Origin of the sequence: Dinoroseobacter shibae DFL 12 = DSM 16493 (assembly GCF_000018145.1) — a bacterium.
In the GTDB taxonomy this organism is placed as follows: domain Bacteria; phylum Pseudomonadota; class Alphaproteobacteria; order Rhodobacterales; family Rhodobacteraceae; genus Dinoroseobacter; species Dinoroseobacter shibae.
The window spans coordinates 1429895-1455149 of sequence record NC_009952.1; the positions used below are offsets into that span (position 1 = coordinate 1429895).

The following is a 25255-nucleotide window of genomic DNA, read 5'->3' on the forward strand; positions in this document are numbered from 1 at the left end:
AGGGCGTGGCGCCGCCTCGTGTCAGAGATCAGGGTAGGTTGGCGCGATCCCGTCCAGGGGCAGGTCGCGCAGCTTCCTGAGCAGGTCGATCATGCCCCCCACCTGATGGGCACAGGTCGCCTCCCCCTTGGCGGCGGTGGCGGCACTGGCATCGCCCACGGTGCCGGCGGCGTTCAGGTCCGACGACACCCAGCCCAGGCTCACCGGCCCGATGGGCGAGATCGGGGCGCCCTGGGCAGTCGAGGCGAAATTCCGCGCCTGCGCCATGTCCACGGTATGGGGCTGGAAATGCAGCATCAGCGAGGTTTCCACATCCCCGCCATGGATGCCGAAGGCGCGCTCGGTGTCGGAATACATCCCCTCCGGCGTGCCGAAGCTCATCCACTGGGTCTTCACCGCCAACATCCCGGCCCGCACGCGAAGCTCGCGGCTGAGGATCGACACCAGGTCCAGGTTGCCGCCATGGGAGTTGACGCAGACGATCTTGCGCAGCCCCGCGCGCGCGACCGACAGACCGGTTTCCCGCCAGGCACCAAGGGCGGTCTCCGCCTCCAGGGTCAGGGTGCCGGGGGCGTGGATATGCTCGTTCGACTTGCCCACCGCCTGGATCGGCAAAATGCGGATGTTCAGGTCCTCGGGCAAAGCGGCGCAGAGCGCGTCCAGCATCCCGGCCATGATCATCGTATCGGTGCCCGTGGGCAGGTGCGGTCCGTGCTGCTCGATCGCGGCCGTGGGCAGGATCGCGATAACACGTTCCGGGTCCAGACCGTCAAACTCCGTCGTGCGGTACTCCGCCCACCAATGCCGTCGCTCAGCCATAGGTCGCCTCCAGACGGCTGCGCAGGTAATCCGCACCCGTGGTCTCGGGGTATTTCGGCGCACCGGTGCCGGGCAGGGCGGAGATCACCGCATCGGGATTGGGGTCGAGGAAGAAGGCCAGCGACCGGCGCGGGCGCGGCGGCGGCAACACCCGGTGCGGGGTCGAGACATAGGTGTCGTTCGACCAGCGCATCAGGCAGTCACCGATATTGACGATATAGGCCCCGGGCACATCGGGCACGTCCGTCCAGGCGTCCGAGCCGCGCACCCGCAGCTGCAACCCGGGAACACCGTCGGTGCGCAAGAAGGTCAGCGCCCCGTAATCCGTATGCGCGCCCGCGCCGATACCGGCGGCCGGATCGCCCGCAGGATACCGCAACAGCCGCAGCGTCGCCATGGGCGCATCGAAATCGCGGTCGAAATGGTCCGGCGCAAGGCCCAGGTCGCGCGCCACCAGCCTCATCACCTGCACGCCCAAGGCCTGAACTGCCTCGAAATAGCGGCGCAGCGTCGGCGCAAAACCCGGCAGCTTCGGCCAGCGATTGGCCGCCCGAAACGGCTCCCCCGCCAGGACGCGCGGGTCGTCCGCCGCCAGGTCGAGCCCCATGTTGAACGCTTCCTTGCGGTCCACAGCCCCGCCTTCGGGATCCAGCCGCTCGGTGCCCTCCGCGGCCCAGCCCCGGTTGGTGGCATCGATCGCCACGCGCGCCTTCTCGGCGCTCGGCAGGTCGAAGAACCGGTCCCCCTCGGCAAAGACCGCCGTGATCAGGGCCTCGGGGATACCGTGCTCGGTCAGCAGGAAGAACCCGGGCCCGCGCGCCGCGGCCCCAAGCTCCGCAGCCAGCCCCTGCGGGTCGCGCGTCAGCTTCGCGCCGTCGAGAACCGGAACCTCCATCACGCCACCGCCGTCTTGTTGCCCCTGCGGGAGGGTGCCTTACCGATCAGCTTGTCCATGGCCTTGCCCACCTTCACGAGATGCGCCGCCCGGCTTTCCGGGGTCGAGCTGTCCATCAGGTAATGGGCTGCAAAATGCACCTTGCACCCCTTGGCGCAGATCAGCCGCACGCCGCGCGTGAGCGTCCGCCGTCCGGGTGCGCCCACCAGCGAGGTCAACCACCGGCTCGCCCCGCAGGTGGTGAAAACCCCCATGGAGGTGATGTTGGTCAGACCGGGCCGGATATCCTTGTTCTCCGCATCGGGCATCAGGAAGGCGACATCGGGCAGAAGCACCCGGTCGAGCCAGCCTTTCAGCATCGCGGGCAGCCCGTACCACCAGGTCGGATAGACGAAGATCAGCGTATCGGCCCAGCGCAGGTCCGCCACGTCGCGGGCGACAGGCGCCACATTCGCCGGGCAGTCGAGATAGGCATCGAACTCGCAGGCCGGCAGGATCGGATCGAACTGACGTTGATAGAGATCGATCAGCCGCACCTCCGCCCCCCGGCGCTGCAGCTTGTCCAGAACCGTGTCCCGCACGGCGGCGTTGAAACTTCCCTCTTTGGGATGGCAATACACGACCAAGGCGCGCATCAGAAAGCCTCCATCTCCCGGGTCACCTTCGACAGGAAAGCGGCCCTCTTGGCATCGCTCGCGCGGTTCATGTCATAAAGCGCGAGGTACCGCATCTTGAACGGGCGACAAACGTGCCAGACAGCCCGCTTGACGCAATGACGGGGCGGGTCCCCTGCGAGCAACGCACGGGTACGCGTACCCCCGTAAGTTGTCACAGCCGCCAGCCGTTTGATATGCGTCAGATTGGGCCGGACCTTGCCATCCACCAGTTTGAAGGACACGTCCGGCAGGAAGACCCGGTCGAGAAAGCCTTTCAGAATGGCGGGATAGCCGAAATTCCACACCGGGAACACCATCACCAACGCATCCGCCGCCCGCACCCGCGCGACGTAGTCGGCGACCGGGGCGATGTTGTCGGGGGAAGTGTGATAGCCGCGCCGCTCCGCCTCCGACAGGACCGGATCGAACCCTTCGGCATAAAGATCGCAATCGTCCACCTCCCAGCCACGCGCGCGCAATGTCTCCACCACCGTCCGGTGCAAGGCCTGCGAAAAACTCTCCGCACAAGGGTGCGCGGCCAGCACCAGAACCCGCCCGAGGCTCATGTCCAGCGCCACTCAAGTCCGAAAATATCCTGGGGGGAGGCTGCGGCGCAGCCGGGGGGCAAAGCCCCCCAGACGCGTGTATTGCCCTGGGCGCAGCCCACATTTTGAAAACCGCGGGTCACTCCGCCGCCGTCATCTTCGGATAGGCGTACATTTCCGAAAAATCGAAATCGGGATCGTCCCAGGCGATCATCTTGCCCGGGTTGAGCAATCCCTTGGGGTCCGCCTCGCGCTTGAAGGCCAGCTGTCGGTCATCCACGGTCTGCCTCCCGCCTTCCTCCAGGGTGTAGCGATGCGGGTTGAAGATCATGGCACCTGCCTCCTCGTGGATGCGCACGATCTCGTCCAGCCGCGCCTCGGTGGTGAATTTCACCAGGCTCAGCCCCGCGAACATCACCTTGCCATTCTCGCGCAGCACTTCGAGATGCTGCAACACCTCCGGGCTGAACTCGTCGCGCATCTTCTCAACCAGGTTCAGATGCTCGGGGAAGCCATAGCGCACCTGCAGATAGGTGATGCTCGGGTCGACCTTGAGCGCGCGCAGGGTCGTGTGGTTCCAGCCATATTCGAACACCGGCCCGGGCCCGCGCGCCCAGTCATTGTCGTCGGAGCGATAGATCACCCGCGCCTGCGGCCGCCGCCCGAGGAAGGTCTCGAACCCGTCCATGGAGTGCGGGGCAACCATCAGGCCGATGACCGTGTCCTTGTCGGTCACATGCCCCTTCAGCCGCTGGAAATAGTCGAAGGGCGCGGGGGCTTCGTAAACGCTGGCGAGCTTGATCAGGATGCCGTCCTCATTGGCCAGTTCCTCGGCAAACCGCGCGGCGTCCATGAAATCCTCGCAGGCCACGAACATCTCGACCCAGTCATAGGCCGGGGCCAGCGGCATCTCGATCTCGGTGATGATCCCGTTGGTGCCGTAGGCGTGGGACACGCGCGCCAGTTCTTCGCCGCGGAATTCCAGCACCCGCGGCTCTTCCTCCATGGTCACGACGCGCAACCGGATGATGTTGCCGAGATCGCGCAGGGATCCCCAGGTGCAGGAGCCGACCCCGCCGGAACCCCCGGCGATGAACCCGCCGATGGTGGCCGTGGCCCAGGTGGAGGAAAACATGCGGATTTCCTGACCCGAGTCCGCCTTGCAGGCGGCATCGAGATCCTTCAGCAGAATCCCCGGCTCGCAGATCACGCGACCCGGCGCGATTTCCTTGACGCCCGTCATATGCCGCAGATGCATGACGCAGCCGCCGCGCATGGGCATGGCCTGGCCGTAATTCCCGGTGCCCGCACCGCGCGTGGTGACCGGCACGTCATGGGCATAGCAGATCCGCAGCACCTCGATCACCTCGGCCTCATTGCGCGGGCTGACCACGAAGTCGGCGACCAGGTGATCCATCCGCGCCTTCAACACCGGCGAGTACCAGAAGAAATCTCGGCTCTTGGATTTAATCGCGTTCTCGTTCTGCTCGATATCGAGATGGGCGAGGGCGGCCTTCGCGGCGGCCACGTTGTCGGGCATGGTCATTGGGGCGTCTCCATCAGGTCGTCCAGTTCTGCGTAATCGGGCAGGGTGCGGTCGATGGGCTCGCCACCGCGCAGCACGATCCGGTCGCTTTGCGGGCGGGAGAAGAACTCGTTCCAGCTCCGCGCGCGGGTGATCACCAGGTCCGCAGGCGCGCCGGGCGCAAGGCTCGGCGCGTCGAAGCCGCAGATCGCCGCCGGGGTCGCGGTGAAGGCCCGCACCCAGTCGAAGCGCCCGTGATCGAGATGCCCGATCCGCGTCGCCTCCCGCATCACCTCGACCATGTCCATGTCGCCATAGGCGTAGAACGGATCGCGGGTGTTGTCCGAGGCAAAGGCCACGGGAATGTCCCGCGCCATCATCTCGTGCACGAGCGTGATGCCGCGCCCGCGCGGGGTCCGGCCCGCATGACGGTCCTGCAAGTAGAGGTTGCACAAGGGCAGCGACACCACGTTGATCCCCACCTGCGCGACCAGGTCCAGCGTGTCCAGCGCCCGGGCCTCGTCTTGCGTGCCGAGCGAGCAGCAATGGCCAACGGTGATCGGCGCGTCGAACCCCACCTCATGGGCGGTCTCGGCAATCGCGCGCAGGGTCTCGGACGACGGATCCATGGTTTCGTCCACGTGGAAATCGGCGGCAAGGCCCCGCTCGGCGGCCATGGCGAAGAAGCCGCGCAGCCGGTCGATCAGGTCCGGCACCGGGTAGGTCACCATGCCCAGAACCCCGCCGGGGGTCTCGGCCACCCGATCGGCGGTGGCCTTGAACGGCCCGTCGGTCGAGAAGTGATCGCAGCCGATCAGGCAGACCGCCTGCAACTCGATCCGGCCGGCCCACTCGGCCTGCATGTCGCGAAAGAGCGGAAAGGAGATCCCGTCCTGCGGCGGAATGCTGTCGAGATGCGTGCGGATCGCCCGCGTCCCGTGGGCATAGGCGCAGCGCAGGGCAAAGCTCATCCGGCGCCGCACATCCTCAGCCGACCAGCGCGCCGCGCGGTCTTCGGCCACGGTGCTGAGCGCGCCCATGAACGTACCGTCGGGGTTCGGACTGCGCCCCCAGATATGGCCCTTGTCCAGATGGGTGTGCATGTCGGTGAAGCACGGCAGCACGAGCGCGCCTTCCATGTCCACCGCGATGGGCTGCGGCTCCGACAGGTCGCCTTGGGCATCGATGGAAATCTCGGTCCTGACCAGGTCCCCGTCCTGCCCCAAAAGGCAGGCGGGCACATGCACGTTCGTCATCGTAAAGGCGCCGCTGGGCAATGCGCGGTAGTCCATCATCCCTCCCGTGTCAGGGCACTCTCATGCCATTTGTGCAACAGCATATGACTGAGAACCGACAGGGCTGCAAAGATGAAAACCCCCATGGCCGCGACCAGGCTGAGCGCCGCGAACATCCGCGCGATATTCAGGCGGTAGCCTGCCTCCTGGATCCGCGCGGCCAGCCCCGCGCCGACCCCGCCCGTGCCCGCGACCAGCTCGGCCACCACCGCCCCGATCAGAGACAGACCGCCCGCGATCTTCAGCCCGCCGAGGAAATAGGGCAGCGCCGAAGGCAGCTGCAACATCCAAAGCTTTTGCCACCGGGTCGCGCCATAGATGCGAAACAGATCGCGCAGGTTGTGATCGACCGAGTTCAGGCCCAGCGTGGTGGAGCTGAGCACCGGAAAGAACGCCACGATCCACGCACAGAGCAGCATTCCGGCGGTCTTGCTGTCGACATAGATGAAGATCAGCGGCGCGATGGATACCACGGGGGTCACCTGCAGGATCACCGCATAGGGGTAGAAGCTCATCTCAACCATTTTCGACTGGTTGAACAGGATCGCGAGGCCTGCGCCCCCGATCACGGCGAGAAGCAGTGCCAGAATGGTCGTCCGGGCGGTCAGTAGCGACGCCTCGTAAAGGATCCCCCAATCGGCGATCAGCGTGTCCAGAACCCGCCCCGGGCCCGGCAGGATGTAATGGGGGATCTCGTTCCAGACCACGATCCGGTCCCACAGGAAGATCCCCAGGGCCATGACGATCACCGGCAGGGACCATTTGCCGATCCTCTCGATCCGGCGGGCGCGCAGGCGCGCCTGCTCGTCGGCGTCGGGCGTGTCCACGAGGGGGCTCGGGTCCGCAAGGCTCATGCTGCTGCTCCAATCGCTTCTTGCAGGGCATCGGAGGCCGCCCGGCAATGGGCGGCGTATTCGGGGCTGGTGCGGAAGGTCTCGGTGCGCGGGTAGGGCGCGTCGACCTGCACCTCGCGCAGCACCCGCCCGGGCCGCGCCGCCATGACCACGATCCGGTCCGACAGGAACACGCTTTCGAACACCGAATGGGTCACGAAGATCACCGTGCAGCCGATCTTTTCCTTCAGGGCCAGAAGGTCGTTGTTCAGTTTGAACCTTGTGATCTCGTCCAGGGCCGCGAAGGGCTCGTCCATCAGGATCAGCCGGGGCCGCGTGACCATGGCCCGCGCAATGGACACCCGCATCTTCATGCCCCCCGACAGCTCCCTTGGATAGGCATTCTGGAATTTCTCCAGACCGACGAGTTTCAACGCCTCCAGCACCTCGTCCTTGACCGCGTTGTAGGGTTTGCCGCGCAGCCGGTAGGGCAGGTAGGTGTTCTGCGCCACCGTGGCCCAGGGCATCAGGGTCGGTTCCTGGAACACCACGCCCAGATCGCCCGTGTCATGCTGCCCGGTCCAGTCCACCGATCCGCGCGTCGGATGCAACAGGTCGGCGATGATCCGCAGCGCCGTGGACTTGCCACAGCCCGAGGGGCCCAGCAGGGACATGAAATCCCCCTGGTTGATCGTCAGGCTCAGGTCGCGCAGGGCCACCACGTCGCCGTTGAAAATCTTGTCCACCCCGGACAGCGTCAGGACCGGGGGACGGGCATCGAGCGGCGCAAGCGGTGCAGCAGTGGCGAGGGTCATTGCGTCTTTCATACGAACTTCACAGGATCGCGCGCCCCGTATCCCGGGCCGCGCGACAGGTCTCGACAGGCTGGTCTCAGCCGCCGGGCTTGAGATCCATGCCCAAACCCTGGTTCACGAACTGTGTGGTATAGCTCGCCGCGATGTCGAGCCCGTCCTCGATCACCCCGGCCTTGACCATCTTGGCGTAGAAATCGGCCACCACGTCCGGGTTGATCGCGCCGATGCCCATCTCCAGTGCGTCGCCGCTGTCCACGATGCCCTCGTCCTTCATCATGTTGCGCGCAAAGGCGAGCTTGTCATCGGTCATGTCCGGGTTCGCCGCCTTGATCAGTTCGTTGGCCGCGGACGGATCGCCGTAGAGATAATTGTACCAGCCCTTGATCGATCCCTCGACGAAGCACTTCACCTGCTCGGGCTTCTCGTCGATCGTGGCCTGCATGGTCTCGACCATGGTGGCGTAGCTGGAAAAGCCCGCATCGGCGATCAGGAACACGTTGGGCTTGAACCCGGCCTCCTTTTCGACCGCGAAGGGTTCGGAGCTGAGATAGCCCTGCATGCCCACGCGCTTGTCCGCGATGAAGGGCGCGGGATTGAACGTATAGGGCTGGCGCTGCTCCACGGTGAATCCGTGCTCGGCGATCATCCACTGGTAGTAGGACGTGAAGCCATTATCCCCGATCAACAGGGTGAGATCCTTCAGCTCTTCCCAACTGTCGGCCTCGCCCGGGTGGGCAAGGATCACCTGCGGATGCTTCTGGAAGGTCGCGGCGACCATGACGACGGGAATGTCCTCCTTCACCGCGTTGAACGCCTGCAGCATGTCTCCGCCCATGTGATAGTCGATCCGGCCCGCCAGCATCAGGGCCCGGTTGTTGACCTGCGGGCCGCCCGAGATGATCTCGACATCCAGACCACAAGCGGCATAGGTGCCGTCGGCCACGGACTGGTAGAACCCGCCATGCTCGGCCTGGGCCAGCCAGTTGGTGCCGAAGACGACCTTGGCGTTCTCGGCAGAGGCAGCGGAGGCGCCGCATACGAGCGCGATCGCCAGAAGCGAAGTGGTTGTACGTGTCATGGGATCTCCTGTCGGGTGTATTTGCTTTTTTTTGAAAATAGAGCATGCGCGCAGTTTGGCATCAAATCATGCGCGATACTCAATGATTCTGCCTAATTAGGCGGCGCAAACGCTCCCATTTCGGGCGGGAGGGTCAAAAACTGGGCGCTTCCGGGGTGATGCATGACGGGTCCGGACTGGTCATCGCGCCTCTGCTCTGACAGCGTCACGTCATGGTTCCGTTCTTAGGAGGCCCGCCATGCTGCGCCCGCTCAGTCCCGATACGATCCGTCCGCCCTTTGCGCGCTATGCCCACGGGGTCGAGGTGCCCGCGGGGGCGCGGCTCGTGGTCTGTTCGGGGCAGTTGGGGATCGGACCCGATGACGTGGCCCCCGACAGTGCCGAGGCCCAGGCCGCCCTGTGTTTCGCCAATCTCGACGCGGTGCTGGCGGAAGGCGGGATGGGGCGGGCGGACGTGGTGCGGATCAACGCCTATGTCACCGACCGCACCCACATGACCGGCTACATGGCCGCGCGGGACGCCTGGCTCTCGGCGGTGCCCGATCACCTGCCGGCCTCGACCCTGATGATCGTGTCGGGCTTCACCCGCCCGGAGTTCAAGGTCGAGATCGAGCTGATCGCCGCACAGATGCCCTGAGCGTCAGAGCAGCTCCTGCACCAGCTTGCGCAGATCCTTTTGCAACTCAGGGTCGAGCCGAGGCGGCGCGGGCTTGCCCGCAAGCGAGACCAGCCGCCGGTAGACGGTATTGTGGCGATGGGCGCGGGCCAGGATCTCGCGGGTGAACGGTCCGGCCTGGGGGTCGCCCGCGCAGACCGCCTCCAGCCGCGCGGTCATCAGGTCGATCATCTCGCCCTTCTCCACCCAGTAGGAGATCATCCCGTCGAACAGCGCGCCGCCCTTGCCCCAACGCGCCTTGGGCGGCCAGGGGCGCGGGATGTCGTAAATCTTGCGCTCCGTCTCGGTCAGTTTCAGGGTGTTGGCCAGCAGGCTTCCGGCGATGCCCATGGCCCGCTGGGCCTGGCTCGCCCCGTGATCGGCGAAGCTGTCGCAGACCGACACCAGCCAGCGCAGCTTCATCTCTTGCGCAAGCTTCGACGCATAAGCATCTGTGATTTGACTGAAAAGCGCATGCGCCTCGCGGCAATCCGGCACCCGGCGCATCACCACGATCACGGCGCCCAGCAGATGCGCCAACCGGGACTGGTCGGCAAACTCGGGCTGCAATTTTCGGAAATGCCGGATCAGGTTCGCCTCCCGCCCGGCCCAGGTCTTGCCGCGACGCCCGCCGGTCAGGCTGCTGGCGAAGGGGGCGAGCGGCACGCCCGGCATCGGCAGGGCCGCCGCGGCCGCGTCCGCGCGCAGGTCGCGCTGCTCGAAGAAGGCAGGCCACAGGTCCCAGACCTGCGCACCCGGCGCCTCCGGCATGGAAGCGGGCTGCACCGGCCGATCCGCATCGGGACGGTAGCCGAGGATCTCGAAGTCGCGCTTGTAGAAGCGCAGGGCGCGCGCCTGCACTTCGGGTGACATCTCGGGCAGCGGCGCATGGGCCACGATGCGCGCGGGCATGGGCAGGGCGCAAGCCTCCGCCGCGCGGGCGTAGTCCTGGGCGAAACATTCGGCGCGGATCAGGTGATCGGCCTCGTGCAACCGCCGGATCGGGTGGGTCTGCGGCGCAAGGCACGCCTTGAGCTGGGCCTGCGGATAGGACCGGCTGTGATCACAGGGCGTGCGCGGGTTCTCCAGGATCTCCAGCGCGCCCTCCCATGTCAGGCCGGGCAGGCGCGGCTTGGCACCGGGGCTCTCGCCATCGCGAAACTGCGCGATGATCCGCGCCATCCGCACCAGCGGGTGCCGCACGGCAGCGATCCGGGGCACCCCCGGCGCGTCGAATCCGGTGCTCAGCCGCGTCTCCACCGCCGCGCCGAAGCTGTCCCGCAAGGCCTGCGCCCCCGTGCCCGGGATATCTAGCAGGATCACATCGGGGCTGGCATAGCGGTGGCTGGTCACGCAGGTGGTCCTCGGTTGATCGATCGCCCTTCTGCACCGTGGCATCGCGGCAAAAGGAGGGCAAGACCGCGCCCTTCGTAGGGCAAGTGCCTGTCTTCGAACGGACAATGCGCGGATGAAAAACGCCGCCCTCCTGCGAGGGCGGCGTCCGGTGATTGGTCGAGGAACCGCCCCAAAGGCGGGCCCGGATCAGCCCACGGTGGCGGGCTCTTCCTTGCGCTCGGCATAGATCAGCAGCGGCTGCGCATCGCCCGAGACGACCTCTTCGTTGACCACCACCTCGTCCACGTTGTCCAGACCCGGCAGGTCGAACATCGTGTTCAGCAGGATGTCCTCGAGGATCGAGCGCAGGCCGCGTGCCCCGGTCTTGCGTTCGATCGCGCGCCCGGCGATGGCGTTCAGCGCATCCTCGGTGAAGGTCAGCTGCGCATCCTCCAACTCGAAGAGCCGCTGGTACTGCTTGACCAGCGCGTTCTTCGGCTGGGTCAGGATCGTGACCAGCGCGTCCTCGTCGAGATCCGTGAGGGTCGCGATCACCGGCAGGCGGCCTACGAATTCCGGGATCAGCCCGAATTTCAGCAGATCCTCCGGCTCCAGCTCGCCGAACATCTCCCCCACGCCGCGGGTGTCGTTCTCCTTCACATCGGCACCGAAGCCGATGGCAGAGCCCTTGCCGCGCTGCGCGATGATCTTCTCGAGACCCGCGAACGCACCGCCGCAGATGAACAGGATGTTGGTCGTGTCCACCTGCAGGAACTCCTGCTGCGGATGTTTGCGCCCGCCCTGGGGCGGCACCGAGGCGACCGTGCCTTCCATGATCTTCAGAAGCGCCTGCTGCACCCCTTCGCCCGAGACATCCCGCGTGATCGAGGGATTGTCGGACTTGCGGGTGATCTTGTCGACCTCGTCGATATAGACGATGCCGCGCTGCGCGCGCTCCACATTGTATTCCGACGCCTGTAGCAGCTTGAGGATGATATTCTCCACATCCTCGCCCACATAACCGGCTTCGGTCAGGGTCGTCGCATCCGCCATGGTGAAAGGCACATCGAGGATCCGCGCCAGCGTCTGAGCCAGCAACGTCTTGCCGCAGCCCGTGGGCCCGATCAGCAGGATGTTGGACTTGGCCAGTTCGATATCCGTCTTGCCCGCATGGTTCAGACGTTTGTAGTGGTTATGGACCGCCACCGAGAGCACGCGCTTGGCGTGGCTCTGGCCGATCACGTAATCATCGAGGACATCGCAAATCTCCTGCGGCGTCGGAACGCCTTCGGACGATTTCAGACCGGATGATTTCGTCTCTTCGCGGATGATGTCCATGCACAGCTCGACGCATTCATCGCAGATGAACACGGTGGGCCCTGCAATCAGCTTGCGCACTTCATGCTGACTCTTGCCGCAGAAGGAGCAGTAGAGCGTATTCTTGCTGTCGCCGGAGTTGTTCGCCATCGGGTACCTCGTCGGTTGCCCCCCGGATCGATCCGGTCAAATCGAGCCATCCTGGCCGCGAGGGGGGCGCGTTTCGGGCCATGCTAGGGCAGGGCTCTGGGCTTCACAATGCCAAAAATTGGCGCGCCCCGGCCTCTGGGACTTCACAATTTTTTGGGGCCGGGGCAAGGGCAGGGCAGCCGGGGCCGCCCCACCGGAAGGGGTGCGTTACTTGCTGGTGTCCTCGTTGGCGCGGCTCTCGACGATCTCGTCGATCAGGCCCCATTCCTTGGCCTGCTCCGCATCCATGAAATTGTCGCGCTCCAGGGCATCGACCACCTTTTTCAGGGGCTGGCCCGTGTGCTTGACGTAGATCTGGTTCAGCCGATCCTTGAGCTTCTGGGTCTCCTGGGCGTGAATCATGATGTCCGTCGCCTGACCCTGGTAGCCGCCCGAGGGCTGGTGAACCATGATCCGGCTGTTGGGCAGCGAAAAGCGCATGCCTTTCTCCCCCGCGGTCAGCAGAAGCGACCCCATGGACGCCGCCTGTCCCACCACCAGGGTGGAGACCTTCGGCTTGATGTATTGCATGGTGTCATAGATCGACAGGCCCGAGGTCACCACGCCACCGGGGCTGTTGATATACATCGAGATTTCCTTGGACGGGTTCTCCGCCTCCAGGTGCAGCAGCTGTGCCACCACCAGCTGGCTCATCCCGTCATGGACGGGACCGTTCACGAACACGATCCGCTCCTTGAGCAGTCGTGAGAAGATGTCATAGGCCCGTTCGCCGCGGCTGGTCTGTTCGACCACCATGGGAACGAGGTTCATGTAGGTATCTACGGGATCATGCATGCCGGTGCCTCAAGTCTGTATGGGGGGTTCTAAGGTTTATGTGTCAACAAGATGTTATGTGCCCGTCCGGGGAGGTACAAGAGCATCCGACCGCTTCTGCCGCGGACGTGTTCCGGCCCCAAGTCGGGCTTGTGAAAACACCCCGTTGCGCACGGTGCGGTGCAAAAAGACGCGCCTCGCGACCATGGGTCACGGCGCGCCTTGATCCCGGGCGGGGGCGCGATAGCTCCTGACCCATGACACCGGACACAGCCTTCCCCCCGACCCGTGACGCAGGGCTTGCGCGCCTGCGGGATTTCCTGCCCAAGGCGGCAGGCGACTACACCCGTGGGCGCAACTACGACCTGCCCGAGCAGGGGCACCCCCATGTCTCGCAACTCTCGCCCTATCTGCGCCACCGGCTGGTGACCGAGGGCGAGGTGCTCGATGCCGTGCTGGGCCGCTTCAGCCTCAAGTCGGCCGAGAAATTCGTGCAGGAAGTCTACTGGCGCACCTACTGGAAAGGCTGGCTCGAACGCCGCCCGTCGGTCTGGATGGCCTACAAGGGCGGGCTGTCCCAGGCGCTCGATCGGCTGCATGTGGAATCCGGGTTTCGGGCCGAATGGGAGGCCGCCTGCAAGGGCGAGACGGGCATCGACGGGTTCGACGCCTGGGCGCGGGAACTGGTCTCGACCGGCTACATGCACAATCACGCGCGGATGTGGTTCGCCTCCATCTGGATCTTCACCCTGCGCCTGCCTTGGGAGCTGGGCGCCGATTTCTTCCTGCGCCATCTGCTCGACGGGGATGCGGCCTCCAACACGCTGAGCTGGCGCTGGGTCGCGGGGTTGCAGACCCAGGGCAAGAATTACGCCGCGCGCGCGTCCAACATCTCGAAATACACCGAAGGGCGGCACCGCCCGGTCCACCAGCTGGCCTCCGATCCCGCCCCCCTGATGGGCCCGCCCCATCCGCCGGCCGATGACGCACCTGTCACCCCGACCTTCGACCGCAGCGCGTCCTGGGTGCTGGTGCTGACCGAGGATGACCTGTCGCCGGGTTTCGTGCTCGACCAGATGGCCAACCCGCCCCTGGCCACCGCGATCCTCGATGGCGCCGCCGCGCGCTCGCCGCTGACCGTGGCGCCCCATGTTACGGACTGGACCTCTGCCGCCCTCGACAGCACCTGCGCGCGCTACGCAGACCGGCTGGGTCCGGTGACGCCCGCGCCCGAAGATCTGGGCGCCTGGGCGCGCGGGGCAGGGGCGGCGCAGATCGTCATGCCCTACACCCCCGAAGGCCCCGCCCGCGATCTGCTGCGCGCGCGCCTTGCCGATAGTGATTTGCCGCTGGTGCCGGTCCTGCGCGACCACGATGCCGCCGCCTGGCCCCATGCCAAGGCCGGGTTCTTCAAGTTCAAGGAAAAGATCCCCGCCCTGATCGCCCGCCGACAGGGCCTCTCGCTGGCCTCTTGAACCCGCTCGGCACCGGTCCCCCGCGTCCGCATGTCGCTGGACGCCCGCCCCGCAATCGTCCATATCTGGGCCAACCCGACCGGAGGCATCATGAAGTTCCTGTTGCAACTCATCACCTGGTGGAACGCCGAGACCCTGGGCATGCGCCTGTGGAGCAAGCGCAACGGCGAGAAGGTGGGCGAGGACGAAGCCGGCAATAGCTTCTTCCAGACCAAGGACGGCAAGCGTCGCTGGGTCATCTATAACGGCGAGGTCGAGGCGAGCCGCGTCTCCCCCGACTGGCACGGCTGGCTGCATTTCACCTGGAAAGAACCGCCCACCGCCAAGCCGCTGGCGCGCAAGTCCTGGGAAAAGCCCCATGAGGAAAACCTCACCGGCACGCCGCTGGCCTACGCCCCCGCGGGCTCCCTGCGCCGTCCCAAGCCGGTGGAGCGCGCGGATTATGAGGCATGGCAGCCGGAATGAAGCTGCGCTAGACTGGCGCCAACCAGTCAACAGGGCACCGAACGGGCATGTCACACAGTAAAACCGAAGTCGTCGTCGGCGGCGCCGTTCTGGCCGCCGCGGTCGGGTTCCTCCTTTTCGTCTCCAATGCCACGGGCTTTTCCGGCGGGGGCAGCGGCTATCCGCTGACCGCCAGTTTCCGCTCCGCCGACGGGATCACCATCGGCACCGATGTCCGCCTCGCGGGCGTCAAGATCGGCACCGTCACGGGCATCGCGCTCAATCCCGAAACCTTCCGCGCCGACACCACGATCTCGGTCTCCGAGAACATCGAGATCCCCGATGACAGCGCGATCTCCGTGTCCTCCGAGGGCCTTCTGGGCGGCAATTTCATCGAAATCCTGCCCGGCGGCTCTCCCTTCGCCATGGAAACCGGGGGCGAGTTCATCGACACCCAGGGCTCGGTCAGCCTCGTGTCGCTGCTGATGAAATTCGTCGGCGGGGACGGCTCGTGATCCGCACCACGCTGGCGGTTGCCCTGCTCTGGGTCGGATGCGCGGCCGCGGCCCAGCAGGAGGCGATCATCATCTCGCCCCTCGATGAGCTCGAAGAACGCGCCGAGGGCGAAGAGGACGGCTTCGGTGGGGAGTTGCGCCTGCGCGACGAGGAGTTCCAGACCTTCGAGCAGGAGCTGCGCGTCTCCGCGGCCGAAGCCGGCCTGATCCGCGTGCTCGACAAGACCACCGGCCGCGTCGAGACCCTGGAAATCCCCGCCGGTGAGGCCCGGCAGAGCGGTCGGCTCAGCATCACTTTGATCGAATGCCGCTTTCCTGAGGAAAACCCCGCCTCTGACGCCTTCGTGCACCTGCAGATCACCGAGCGGGACACGCCGCTCTATGACGGCTGGATGATCGCGTCCTCGCCCGCGCTCGCCGCCCTTGATCATCACCGCTACGACGTCTGGGCCCTGCGCTGTGCCACCCCGGGGGAGGAAGAAGCCACCCCCGAAGTTGCCGCCGGTCTGCAATCCCCGCGACCGACCGCGCGGCCCTGAACACAAGGCCTAAAACGGCCTGCGATACCCGAGCATCAGGGCATTCGAACCGCCATTGGGCTTCAACGTCCCGTAGCCATTCGACCGGTGGTGCAAGCGCCAGAACACCGTGTCACCGGTCGACAACTCGGCAAACTCCGCCTCCAGGTACCAATAGATCAGGGTCCGCCGCGATTGCCCGTCGTAATTGGCCCTCTCCAACTGGGACACTTCGGTGTAATGGGACAGGCCGAGACCGAAGGCGAAACTGTCGAAGGCATCCCACCAGCTGTCTCGCGGGTGATAGCGCAGGGCGACGGGCAGCGCGAATTCCACGAAATCCTGGTCTCCGAAATGGGCATTGGCCTGCAATTCCGCACCGACCGAGAACCGGCTCGTGCCGATCTGCCGGTCATAGCCCAACACACCGCCCAGCACGAATTGGCGCTCCAACTCTGTCCGGGTCGGGGTCAGGGCTTCGGCTGCGCGGTCGTCGGTCATCACACCGCCCTGGACCGCCCAGGACCATCCGCCCCCCGGGGCTGGGTCGGCCGCGGCCTGCACGGCCCACAGGGCCAGAGCCCCGGCCCAGAGAAGTCTGCTCGAAATACGCGTCACGTCACGGCCTCCCGGTCTTGGTCTGGTTCCAGTTTCGGGGCCGTCTGGCGGCGCGCGTCACGATGCCATGCGTCCGGCGCGCCCCACTCACAGCACAACCTAGTGGAAAGCCGACACGCCCCGCAAGAGCGCACGAAGCGCCCGGAATACGCGGGCCGGCGCCGGGCTCAGGAGCGGGGTTGTCCGGGGCCGGGCGCGCGGATCTGCGCGGGCGTTCGGGGCAGGGGGCGCGCCGTGAGGTCGGCCTTGGCCGACAGGGCCGCCCGCAGCTGCGCGCGGTAGCTGTCGCGCGAGATTTCCACCGCGCCCATGGTCGCCAGATGCGGGGTGACGAACTGCGTGTCGAACAGGGTATAGCCGCAGCGTCGCAAATGCGCGCACAGCGCCACCAGCGCCACCTTCGAGCCGTTCGGGCGCCGCGAGAACATGCTCTCGCCGAAAAACGCCGTCCCGATCGCCACGCCGTAGACCCCGCCGATCAGCGCGCCGTCCTCGCGGACCTCCAGCGCATGGGCGAAGCCCATGGCATGCAGGGCCGTGTAGGCGTCGAAGATCTGATCGTTGATCCAGGTCTCGTCCCGGTCGGCGCAGCCGGCCACGACCCCGGCGAAGTCCTGGTTCAGGCTCAGCGTCCATTCCGTGCGCGCCAGGAACCGGCGCAGCTTGCGCGACACATGCACCCCGTCCAGCGGCAGCACCCCGCGCTGGCGCGGATCCACCCAGAACACCGCGTCGTCATCGCGCGCTTCGGCCATGGGGAAGATGCCCGCCATATACCCACGCAGCAGCAGGTCGGGCGTCAGCCGCGGCGGAGAATTAGGGTACATGTCATGGGCCATCGTGCCCACAACCTAGAGGCGCACCCGCGCCCGGTCCAGAAGAACCGCGCGCGCCCGCGTCAGATCTGCGCCGTCTCCAGCCACTCTTCGAGCCAGTGGATCGTGTAGTCTCCGGTCTGGATGGCCTCCTCGGCCAGCAGCGCATGGAACAGCGGCACGGTCGTGTCGATCCCGTCCACGATCAACTCGCCAAGCGCCCGGTTCAGCCGCGCCAGCGCCGCGGGCCGGTCCTGGGCCAGAACGATCAGCTTGCCGATCAGGCTGTCGTAATAGGGCGGGATAGAATAGCCGCCATACAGCGCCGAATCCATCCGCACGCCCAGGCCGCCCGGGGTGTGGAAGGTCGTGACCATGCCGGGGCAGGGGGTGAAGGCGGGCACTTTCTCGGCATTGATCCGCACCTCGATCGCATGGCCCCGCACCTGCAGGTTCTCCTGCTTGAAGGTCATCGGATAGCCCGCAGCTACGCGGATCTGCTCTTTCACCAGGTCCACGCCGAAGATCGCCTCGGTCACCGGATGCTCCACCTGGAGCCGCGTGTTCATCTCGATGAAATAGAACTCGCCGTTCTCGTAGAGAAATTCGATCGTGCCCGCACCGGCATAGTCGATCCGGGCCACGGCCTCGGCACAGGTCTTGCCGATCCGCGCGCGGGTCTCGGCGTCGATCACCGGGCTCGGGGCCTCCTCGAACACCTTCTGGTGCCGACGCTGGAGCGAGCAATCCCGCTCTCCCAGATGCACGGCGCCGCCCTTGCCGTCCCCGAAGACCTGCACCTCGATATGGCGCGGGGTGCTGAGGTATTTCTCCAGATAGACGTCCGGGTTGCCGAAGGCGGCCTTGCCCTCGGACCGGGCGGTCTGGAACGCCTCGTCCAGGTCCTCGGCGGTCTTGGCCAGCTTCATGCCACGTCCGCCGCCGCCGGCGGTGGCCTTCACGATCACCGGATAGCCGATCTCGCCCGCCACCCGGCGCGCGGTTTCCAGGTCCGGCACGCCCCCGTCGGAGCCCGGCACGCAAGGCACACCGAGGTTCTTCATCGTTTCCTTGGCGGTGATCTTGTCGCCCATCACCCGGATATGCTCCGCGGTGGGGCCGATGAAGGTCAGGCCGTGATCCTGCACGATCTGCACGAAATTCGCGTTCTCCGACAGAAACCCGTAGCCCGGATGGATCGCCTCCGCCCCGGTGATCTCGCAGGCCGAAATGATCGCGGGGATCGACAGATAGCTCTGCGGGCTGGGCGGCGGGCCGATGCAGACCGCCTCGTCGGCCATGCGCACATGCATCGCGTCGGTGTCGGCGGTGGAATGCACAGCCACCGACTGGATGCCCAACTCGCGACAGGCGCGGATCACGCGCAGGGCGATCTCGCCGCGATTGGCAATCAGGATCTTGGAGAACATCGGCCCGCCTTACTCGATGATCATCAGGGGCGCGCCGTATTCGACGGGCGAGCCGTCCTCGACGAAGATCCGCGTGACCTTGCCCGCGCGGGGGGCCGCGATCTGGTTCATGGTCTTCATCGCCTCGATGATCAGGACGGTCTGGCCCTCCTTGACCGTGTCGCCGGTCGACACGAAGGACGCCGCGCCCGGTTCGGGCTGCAGATAGGCCGTGCCCACCATGGGCGAGGTCAGGGCATTGGGGTCCTGGGCCGGGTCGCCCCCTTCGAGGGGCGCGGGGGCCGCCGCGCCTGGCGCGACCGGGGCGGCCATCGGTGCCGGGGCCGCCACCGGCATGGCCGCCGCGACCGGGGCCGCCGTCATCTGCCGGGAGACCCGCACATTCAGACTGTCATCCTCGCCATACTCACGCTTGACCTGCAATTCGCTCAGGTCATTCGCGCGCAGAAGTTCCGCAAGAGCCTTGATAAAGGCTACGTCGTCATCATGGGACTTGTTCGTCATGCCGTCCTCAATCGGGTGGTCTGAAAGCCGCATACAAGAGCCCCGAGACCCCATGCGCGTTCTTGTGGTTTTGATCCCCTATACGGCACCGTACCGGGCGAGAAAAGGGGCGCACGCCGGTTTTCCACCATGCCGCAACCCGGGCGCGGGGGCAGCGTGACCCTACGTGACCCGTCCGTGAAAAAGTTTGCAACATCGCCCGCCCCGGGCGAAACTTGACGCCACGACCGGGAAAACCCGGCACAGCCCACCAACAGAGGACACCCAGCTGATGAGTTTCGCGTTTTCCACCAAGGTATTTTTCGGCGACAGCCTGACAGATGACGGCACCCTTTTTTCCCTGACCAGCGATGTCGCCAGCGTCGCGGTTCCGCTGGAAGCGGCCGGCTACAATCAGCGCTTCACCAACGGCCTGGTCTTCGCCGAATATTCCAGTGACCTGCTCGGAGCGAGCGAGACCCTGAATTTCGGCATCGGCGCCGCCCGCATGCTGGGGGAGCTGACCCTGCGCGACCTGGCGGAAAACGCAGGCGTGACCGAGTTTCTGACCGTCCCGCTGGAGGATCCGCGGCTCGATCTCGACATCAACCTCTCTGCGCAGCTGGACCGGTATCTCGCCGATACCGCGGGGCAGGACCGGGCCGACAGCAGTGCGACCCTCTTCATCGGCGCCAATGACTACCTCAACTTCGCCCCGTCCTCGCCCGACCGGATCGTGATCGAGGGCCTGGCGCTCATGGTCCAGATCACCGATGCGACCCTCGACGCCGCCCAGCGTCTTGCGGATGAAGGCGTCGGCCAGATCGTGATCAACAGCCTGCCGTCTGGCGATTTCTTCCCGGGCGTGCGGGCCGATCCGCTGCTGGCGCCGGTGGCCGACATCGTGCTGTCGCTGCATAACACCCGTCTCGAACGCGGGGTCGAGGCCCTGCAGGAGGCCGGCATCAACGCGGTCTACGTGGATATCGAGGCGATCACCTCGACCATCGTGGACGATCCGCTGAACTTCGGGATCACCGCGCCCTATGACGAGGTCAAGGTGCTGGATGACGACCCGACCGATCCGGTGATCAATCCGGCGCTGGACGGTGTGCCGCTGGACCAGGTGGCGTTCTTCGACCCGGTGCATCCCACCGATACCGTGCACGGCGTGCTGGGCAGTTTCCATGCCGCCGCACTGACCGGCACCGTCACCATCGGCAATGATCGCAGCAGCATCCGCACGCTGCGCAGCGAAGAGGACGATCTGGTGCTCGCAGGCGGCGGGCGCGATGTGCTCGGGCTGCTGGACGGCGATGACATCGCCTTCGGTGAGGGCGATGACGACTTCATCTTCGGTGCGCTCGGGCGTGACATCATCTCGGGCGGCGCCGATGACGACGTGCTGTTCGGTGGTGCCGACGATGACGTGCTGGTCGGCGGCACCGGCGACGATGTCACCCGCGGGGGCCTTGGCGATGACGTGCTGATCGACGGGCTGGGGTCCGACTTCGCCGTGGGCGGGGGCGGCAATGACCTCTTCATCTTCCGCGAAGCCTCCCTGATCGGTGGCGATGGAACCTTCGACGAGAATACCTTCCGTGGCGGCGCCGGGTTCGACACCCTGGCCATGGTGCTCACCGAGGAAACCGCAGAGGCCTTCGCGCTGACCTCGGCCACCGAGGGGCAGGCGCAGGCGCTGAGCGCGCTCGGCATCACGGCCGAACGGATCGAGGACGTGCGGGTGTTCACCGACCTGGCCGAACTCAACCAGTTCAACGACCTCGCCCGGCTCGGCGAGGCCGATCTCTGGGCGCTGGTCTGACACGCTGCCCATGCTCCGGGCCTTGCGGGGCCCGGGGTGCAGCAGCCGGCTGAAAACGGCTTTGCGATCCGTCCTCTCCATGCCAAGCTCAAGGCCCGGCAAAGACCGGGCACCGTTGGGAGGAGACTGAAATGACCAGAATTCTGGGGCTGATTTCGGCGATGCTGCTTATCGTCATGGGCAGCGCCGCGATTGGCTCGGGCGACCGCTATGCGTCGCAGAAAGTCGTCTATCACATCAACTACACTGGCGGCGAGGGTGACCGTGCCTATCTCGGCGCCATGGGTAATATCCAGAACCATATCAATGCCGTCGGGGCCGAGAACATGGACATCAAGGTCGTGCTGCATGGCGACGGCGTCGGTCTGCTGGCCAGTGCCAAGACGAACGCGGCGTTGCAGTCGCGCGTGCTGAACCTGCGCGGCCAGAATGCGCAGTTCACCGTGTGCAACAACACGCTGGTGGGGCGCGATATCAGCTACGAGGACGATCTCTTCGAAGTTTTCGAGGACGATATCGTCCCCTCGGGCGTCGCCGAGCTGAGCCATCTGCAGATGCAGGGCTACACCTATATCAAGCCCTGACGCACCGGGGGGAAACCGGGGGGAAAAGGAAAGGGCCGGCAGACCGGCCCTTTTTCATGTCGGATCAGGGGCCCGCGCCCTCATCCTTTCTTGTTCATTCTGTTTTCGATGAGGTCTTCGACGACGGAGGGGTCTGCGAGGGTTGAGGTGTCGCCCAAGGCTCCGAAGTCGTCTTCGGCGATCTTGCGCAGGATGCGGCGCATGATCTTGCCCGACCGGGTTTTCGGCAGGCCGGGGGCCCACTGGATCAGGTCCGGGGCGGCGATGGGGCCGATCTCGGTGCGCACCCAGGTGCGCAGCTCCTTGCGCAGCTCCTCGGAGGGCTCCTCGCCATTCATCAGGGTGACGTAGCAATAGATGCCCTGGCCCTTGATGTCGTGCGGATAGCCCACGACCGCGGCCTCGGCGACCTTGGCATGGGCCACGAGCGCCGATTCCACCTCCGCCGTGCCCATCCGGTGGCCCGACACGTTGATCACGTCATCGACCCGGCCGGTGATCCAGTAATACCCGTCCGCGTCCCGGCGGCAGCCATCGCCCGAGAAGTAATACCCCTTGTAGTCCGAGAAATAGGTCTTCACGAACCGCTCGTGGTCGCCGTAGACCGTGCGCATCTGGCCCGGCCAGCTGTCCTTGAGGCACAGCACCCCCTCGCATTCGGTCTCGGTGATCTCGGCGCCCGAATGGGGGTCGAGCACCACCGGCTGCACCCCGAAGAACGGCAGGGTCGCCGAGCCCGGCTTGGTCGCGATCGCGCCGGGCAGCGGCGTCAGCAGGTGCCCGCCGGTCTCGGTCTGCCACCAGGTGTCGACGATCGGGCAGCGGCCCTTGCCGACCAGGTCGTTGTACCAGTTCCAGGCCTCGGGGTTGATCGGCTCGCCCACGGTGCCGAGGACGCGCAGGCTGCTCAGGTCGCATGTCTCGACGAATTCCGGCCCCTTGGCCATCAGCGCCCGGATCGCGGTGGGGGCGGTGTAGAACTGGGTGACCTTGTGCTTGTCGCAGACCTGCCAGAAGCGGGAGGCATCGGGGTAGGTCGGCACGCCCTCGAACATCACCGTGGTGCCGCCATTGGCCAGCGGCCCGTAGACGATATAGCTGTGCCCCGTCACCCAGCCCACATCCGCCGTGCACCAGTAGACATCGCCCTCATGCACGTCGAAGACGTATTTCTGGGTCATCGCCGCATAGAGCAGGTAGCCCCCCGAGGAATGCACCACCCCCTTGGGCTGGCCCGTGGAGCCCGAGGTATAGAGGATGAAGAGCGGATGCTCGGCCTCCACCTCGACCGGGTGCTGGACCTCGTCGGCCTCCAGCATCAGCTCGTGATAGTCGAAATCGCGCCCGTCCACCCAGGTGGTCTGCCCGCCGGTGCGCTTGACCACCAGCATCTTGACGTCGTCGCGGGTGTGCAAGAGCGCCGCGTCGGCGTTGGATTTCAGCGGCGTCTGGCGCCCGCCCCGGGGGGCATAGTCCGCGGTGATCAGCAGCCTGGCATCGGCCCCGTTGATCCGCGCCGAGAGGGCATCGGGCGAAAAGCCCGCGAAAACAATGGAATGGATCGCGCCGATCCGGGCACAGGCCAGCATCGCATAGGCCGCCTCGGGGATCATCGGCATGTAAAGGATCACCCGGTCGCCCTTGCGCACGCCGAGATCCTCCAGCACGTTGGACAGCTTGCAGACCTGCCGGTGCAACTCGCGATAGGTGATGTGCTGGGCAGGCTCGGCGGGATCGTCCGGCTCGAAAATGATCGCGGTCTGATCGCCCCGGGTCGCCAGATGCCGGTCGATGCAATTGGCCGCCACGTTCAGCGTGCCATCCTCGAACCAGCGCACATGCACGTCGTCATGGGCGAACGAGGTGTCCTTCACCTTCGTGTAGGGCTTGATCCAGTCCAAAGACCGCCCATGCTCCCCCCAAAACCCCTCAGGATCCGAAACCGACGCCGCATACATCTCAGAATACTTCGATGAATCGATATGGGCGTTCTTCACGAAATCGGCGCTCGGCGTGTAGACGCCGTCTTTGTTGTCCAGCATTGGGATCCCCCCTTTCAGTCCATTGTGCGAAGTTTGCACCCGGGGGCGGCGACCGGGCAAGCCTGCGGGGTGACGCAGCGGGGCGTTCTTTGGTCGTAAGGGCCCGAAAAATGCGCCCCCGAAACGGCCGCCCGACCGCGTCGGATCGCCGTCGGGCAGGTGTCGGACATCTGTCGGGCAAGTGTCGGGCACCTTCGTGCGCCCGCAACGGGGCGCGCGCAACGCCCCGCGGCGGCCCGCGCGATCAGATCGCGAGATACTCGGCGCGCAGCTCGGCATTCTCCAGCACCTCGGCGGCGGCCCCGTCGAACACGATGGAGCCGGTATCGAGGATCACCGCCCGGTCCGCCAGCTCCAGCGCACGCACGGCGTTCTGCTCGACGATCACGGTGGTCATGCCCTGTTCCTTGATCACGCGGAGGGTCTTTTCGATCTCGTCCACGATCACCGGGGCCAGCCCCTCATAAGGCTCGTCCAGCAACAGCACCTTGAGATCGCGCGCGAGCGCCCGGGCGATGGACAGCATCTGCTGCTCGCCGCCCGAAAGCGTCACGCCCTCTTGCTTGCGGCGCTCGCCCAGGCGCGGAAAGAGGTCGTAGAGCCGGTCAAGCGACCAGCCCTTCGGCTCCACGATCTGGGCCAGTTGCAGGTTCTCCTCGACCGTCAGGCCGGGGATGATGCGCCGGTCCTCGGGCACGAGGCCGAGCCCCGCCACGGCGGCCTCGTGGCTTTCCATCTCGTGCAGGCGGGCGTGGTCGAGCCAGATCTCGCCATGCCGCACCTGCGGATCGCCGAGCCGGGCGATGGCGCGCAGGGTCGTGGTCTTGCCCGCGCCGTTGCGGCCCAGAAGCGCGAGGATCTCGCCCTCGTGGACATTGAAGCTGATGCCCTGGACGATGTAGCTCTCGCCGTAATAGGCGTGCAGGTCCCAGACCGACAGGAAGGCCGGTGCGGTTTCCGCGTGGCTGATGCCCTTGGAGAAGTCCGGTTTGACGTTCATGGTGTGACCTCTTAGTGCGCCGTCTCGCCGAGATACGCTTCGCGCACCTTGGGATGGCCCTTGATGTTTTCGGGGCTGTCCTCGACCAGGGGGGTGCCCTGGGCCAGCACGGTGATCCGGTCGGCGAGCGAGAACACCACGTGCATGTCATGCTCGATGATCGCGATGGTGATGTCGCGGGTGTCGCGAATCTCCTTGAGCAGGTCGATGGTGTTGTTGGTGTCGGCCCGCGCCATGCCCGCCGTCGGCTCGTCCAGCAGCAGCATGCGGGGCTGCTGCACCAGGCACATGGCCATCTCCAGCCGCCGCTTGTCCCCGCGCGAGAGCGACGCGGCATGCATGGCGTGCTTGTCGAGCATGTTGACGTCCCGCAGGATGGTTTCGGCCATGTCGCGCATGTCCGATTGCGAGCGCACCGAGGTGATCGCGTTCAGCTCGAACGAGCCGTCGCGCTTGGCGAAACACGCGATCAGCACGTTTTCCATCACCGTCAGGTCGCCGAAGATCTCGGGCGTCTGGAAGACGCGGGAGATGCCCATCTGGCAGATCTCGTGCGGGGAGCGGCCCAGCACGGATTGCCCGTCGAACATCACCGAGCCGGTATCGGGTATCAGCTTGCCCACCAGGCAGTTGAGCAGGGTGGATTTGCCCGCCCCGTTGGGGCCGATGATGGCATGGACGGAGTTTTCCTTGATCGAGAGGTTCACGTCCCCCAGGGCCTGAAGGCCGCCGAACCGCTTGCCCACACCTTTGACTTCGAGAATTCCCATGGGTC

At 65.9% G+C, this 25255-nt stretch carries 26 protein-coding genes; 7 read left to right on the forward strand and 19 right to left on the reverse strand.

The window, feature by feature from the left end; all coding sequences use genetic code 11:
• Window positions 1–21: 21 nt before the first annotated feature.
• From DSHI_RS07005 to DSHI_RS07045, 9 genes are all read right to left on the reverse strand, one after another.
• Complete coding sequence (locus DSHI_RS07005) at window positions 22–819, reverse strand: creatininase family protein (protein ID WP_012178048.1); 798 nt, start codon at window positions 817–819, stop codon at window positions 22–24.
• Entirely contained in the window at window positions 812–1714 is a 903-nt protein-coding gene (locus tag DSHI_RS07010) for an isopenicillin N synthase family dioxygenase (RefSeq protein WP_012178049.1), read from the reverse strand. Before DSHI_RS07010 ends, DSHI_RS07005 begins: the two co-directional genes overlap by 8 nt.
• Window positions 1714–2349 carry an NAD(P)H-dependent oxidoreductase gene (locus DSHI_RS07015; protein ID WP_012178050.1) on the reverse strand — a complete coding sequence of 212 codons (636 nt, stop codon included), beginning with the start codon at window positions 2347–2349 and terminating at the stop codon, window positions 1714–1716. The genes DSHI_RS07010 and DSHI_RS07015 overlap by 1 nt, the downstream gene beginning before the upstream one ends.
• Window positions 2349–2936, reverse strand: a complete 588-nt coding sequence (locus DSHI_RS07020) for an NAD(P)H-dependent oxidoreductase (protein WP_012178051.1) — start codon at window positions 2934–2936, stop codon at window positions 2349–2351. The genes DSHI_RS07015 and DSHI_RS07020 overlap by 1 nt, the downstream gene beginning before the upstream one ends.
• 118 nt (window positions 2937–3054) lie before the next feature.
• Window positions 3055–4461 (reverse strand): FAD-binding oxidoreductase, encoded by a 1407-nt coding sequence (locus tag DSHI_RS07025; protein WP_012178052.1) that lies wholly within the window; start codon window positions 4459–4461, stop codon window positions 3055–3057.
• Window positions 4458–5732 (reverse strand): cytosine deaminase, encoded by a 1275-nt coding sequence (locus tag DSHI_RS07030; RefSeq protein WP_012178053.1) that lies wholly within the window; start codon window positions 5730–5732, stop codon window positions 4458–4460. The genes DSHI_RS07025 and DSHI_RS07030 overlap by 4 nt, the downstream gene beginning before the upstream one ends.
• Complete coding sequence (locus tag DSHI_RS07035) at window positions 5732–6589, reverse strand: ABC transporter permease (protein WP_012178054.1); 858 nt, start codon at window positions 6587–6589, stop codon at window positions 5732–5734. Before DSHI_RS07035 ends, DSHI_RS07030 begins: the two co-directional genes overlap by 1 nt.
• The gene (locus DSHI_RS07040; protein ID WP_050757819.1) at window positions 6586–7383 is read right to left on the reverse strand and encodes an ABC transporter ATP-binding protein; all 798 of its coding nucleotides are present in this window, start codon (window positions 7381–7383) and stop codon (window positions 6586–6588) included. The genes DSHI_RS07035 and DSHI_RS07040 overlap by 4 nt, the downstream gene beginning before the upstream one ends.
• 76 nt (window positions 7384–7459) lie before the next feature.
• Window positions 7460–8461 (reverse strand): ABC transporter substrate-binding protein, encoded by a 1002-nt coding sequence (locus DSHI_RS07045; RefSeq protein WP_012178056.1) that lies wholly within the window; start codon window positions 8459–8461, stop codon window positions 7460–7462.
• 238 nt (window positions 8462–8699) lie between these two features.
• Here DSHI_RS07045 and DSHI_RS07050 point away from each other — a divergent pair, with 238 nt between their 5' ends.
• Window positions 8700–9098, forward strand: a complete 399-nt coding sequence (locus DSHI_RS07050; RefSeq protein ID WP_012178057.1) for a RidA family protein — start codon at window positions 8700–8702, stop codon at window positions 9096–9098.
• A 3-nt stretch (window positions 9099–9101) separates the two neighbouring features.
• On the opposite strand, the gene DSHI_RS07055 is transcribed toward DSHI_RS07050, so the two are convergent.
• From DSHI_RS07055 to DSHI_RS07065, 3 genes are all read right to left on the reverse strand, one after another.
• Window positions 9102–10469, reverse strand: a complete 1368-nt coding sequence (locus DSHI_RS07055) for a hypothetical protein (protein ID WP_044027670.1) — start codon at window positions 10467–10469, stop codon at window positions 9102–9104.
• A gap of 189 nt (window positions 10470–10658) precedes the next feature.
• Complete coding sequence (clpX, locus tag DSHI_RS07060) at window positions 10659–11918, reverse strand: ATP-dependent Clp protease ATP-binding subunit ClpX (protein ID WP_012178059.1); 1260 nt, start codon at window positions 11916–11918, stop codon at window positions 10659–10661.
• Between the two features lie 207 nt (window positions 11919–12125).
• A complete protein-coding gene (locus DSHI_RS07065) occupies window positions 12126–12752 on the reverse strand; it encodes an ATP-dependent Clp protease proteolytic subunit (RefSeq protein ID WP_012178060.1) in 627 nt (208 codons plus the stop codon).
• A 236-nt stretch (window positions 12753–12988) separates the two neighbouring features.
• Between DSHI_RS07065 and DSHI_RS07070 the strand changes: the two genes are divergently transcribed.
• From DSHI_RS07070 to DSHI_RS07085, 4 genes are all read left to right on the forward strand, one after another.
• Window positions 12989–14206, forward strand: coding sequence for an FAD-binding domain-containing protein (locus DSHI_RS07070; RefSeq protein ID WP_012178061.1), 1218 nt, complete (start codon window positions 12989–12991; stop codon window positions 14204–14206).
• 90 nt (window positions 14207–14296) lie between these two features.
• Complete coding sequence (locus DSHI_RS07075) at window positions 14297–14671, forward strand: NADH:ubiquinone oxidoreductase subunit NDUFA12 (RefSeq protein ID WP_044028493.1); 375 nt, start codon at window positions 14297–14299, stop codon at window positions 14669–14671.
• Window positions 14672–14718: 47 nt separating this feature from the next.
• Window positions 14719–15165, forward strand: coding sequence for an outer membrane lipid asymmetry maintenance protein MlaD (gene mlaD, locus DSHI_RS07080; protein WP_012178063.1), 447 nt, complete (start codon window positions 14719–14721; stop codon window positions 15163–15165).
• A complete protein-coding gene (locus DSHI_RS07085; RefSeq protein ID WP_012178064.1) occupies window positions 15162–15704 on the forward strand; it encodes a DUF2155 domain-containing protein in 543 nt (180 codons plus the stop codon). Before mlaD ends, DSHI_RS07085 begins: the two co-directional genes overlap by 4 nt.
• 9 nt (window positions 15705–15713) lie before the next feature.
• Here DSHI_RS07085 and DSHI_RS07090 read toward each other — a convergent pair whose 3' ends face one another.
• The 4 genes from DSHI_RS07090 to accB all read right to left on the reverse strand — a co-directional run bounded on the left by DSHI_RS07090 (window position 15714) and on the right by accB (window position 19050).
• Entirely contained in the window at window positions 15714–16301 is a 588-nt protein-coding gene (locus tag DSHI_RS07090; RefSeq protein WP_012178065.1) for a hypothetical protein, read from the reverse strand.
• A 167-nt stretch (window positions 16302–16468) separates the two neighbouring features.
• Window positions 16469–17140, reverse strand: a complete 672-nt coding sequence (gene aat, locus DSHI_RS07095; protein ID WP_012178066.1) for a leucyl/phenylalanyl-tRNA--protein transferase — start codon at window positions 17138–17140, stop codon at window positions 16469–16471.
• A 59-nt stretch (window positions 17141–17199) separates the two neighbouring features.
• Window positions 17200–18546, reverse strand: a complete 1347-nt coding sequence (accC, locus tag DSHI_RS07100; protein WP_012178067.1) for an acetyl-CoA carboxylase biotin carboxylase subunit — start codon at window positions 18544–18546, stop codon at window positions 17200–17202.
• 9 nt (window positions 18547–18555) lie between these two features.
• Window positions 18556–19050 (reverse strand): acetyl-CoA carboxylase biotin carboxyl carrier protein, encoded by a 495-nt coding sequence (accB, locus tag DSHI_RS07105; protein WP_044028497.1) that lies wholly within the window; start codon window positions 19048–19050, stop codon window positions 18556–18558.
• A gap of 271 nt (window positions 19051–19321) precedes the next feature.
• Here accB and DSHI_RS22970 point away from each other — a divergent pair, with 271 nt between their 5' ends.
• Both DSHI_RS22970 and DSHI_RS07115 read left to right on the forward strand, forming a co-directional pair.
• Window positions 19322–20854 carry an SGNH/GDSL hydrolase family protein gene (locus DSHI_RS22970; protein ID WP_050757820.1) on the forward strand — a complete coding sequence of 511 codons (1533 nt, stop codon included), beginning with the start codon at window positions 19322–19324 and terminating at the stop codon, window positions 20852–20854.
• Between the two features lie 131 nt (window positions 20855–20985).
• Window positions 20986–21438 carry a DsrE family protein gene (locus DSHI_RS07115; protein WP_012178070.1) on the forward strand — a complete coding sequence of 151 codons (453 nt, stop codon included), beginning with the start codon at window positions 20986–20988 and terminating at the stop codon, window positions 21436–21438.
• Window positions 21439–21518: 80 nt separating this feature from the next.
• Here DSHI_RS07115 and acs read toward each other — a convergent pair whose 3' ends face one another.
• The 3 genes from acs to DSHI_RS07130 all read right to left on the reverse strand — a co-directional run bounded on the left by acs (window position 21519) and on the right by DSHI_RS07130 (window position 25250).
• Window positions 21519–23480 carry an acetate--CoA ligase gene (gene acs, locus DSHI_RS07120; RefSeq protein ID WP_012178071.1) on the reverse strand — a complete coding sequence of 654 codons (1962 nt, stop codon included), beginning with the start codon at window positions 23478–23480 and terminating at the stop codon, window positions 21519–21521.
• A gap of 244 nt (window positions 23481–23724) precedes the next feature.
• The gene (locus DSHI_RS07125) at window positions 23725–24480 is read right to left on the reverse strand and encodes an ABC transporter ATP-binding protein (RefSeq protein WP_012178072.1); all 756 of its coding nucleotides are present in this window, start codon (window positions 24478–24480) and stop codon (window positions 23725–23727) included.
• Window positions 24481–24491: 11 nt separating this feature from the next.
• Window positions 24492–25250 (reverse strand): ABC transporter ATP-binding protein, encoded by a 759-nt coding sequence (locus DSHI_RS07130; protein ID WP_012178073.1) that lies wholly within the window; start codon window positions 25248–25250, stop codon window positions 24492–24494.
• Between the last annotated feature and the right edge of the window lie 5 nt (window positions 25251–25255).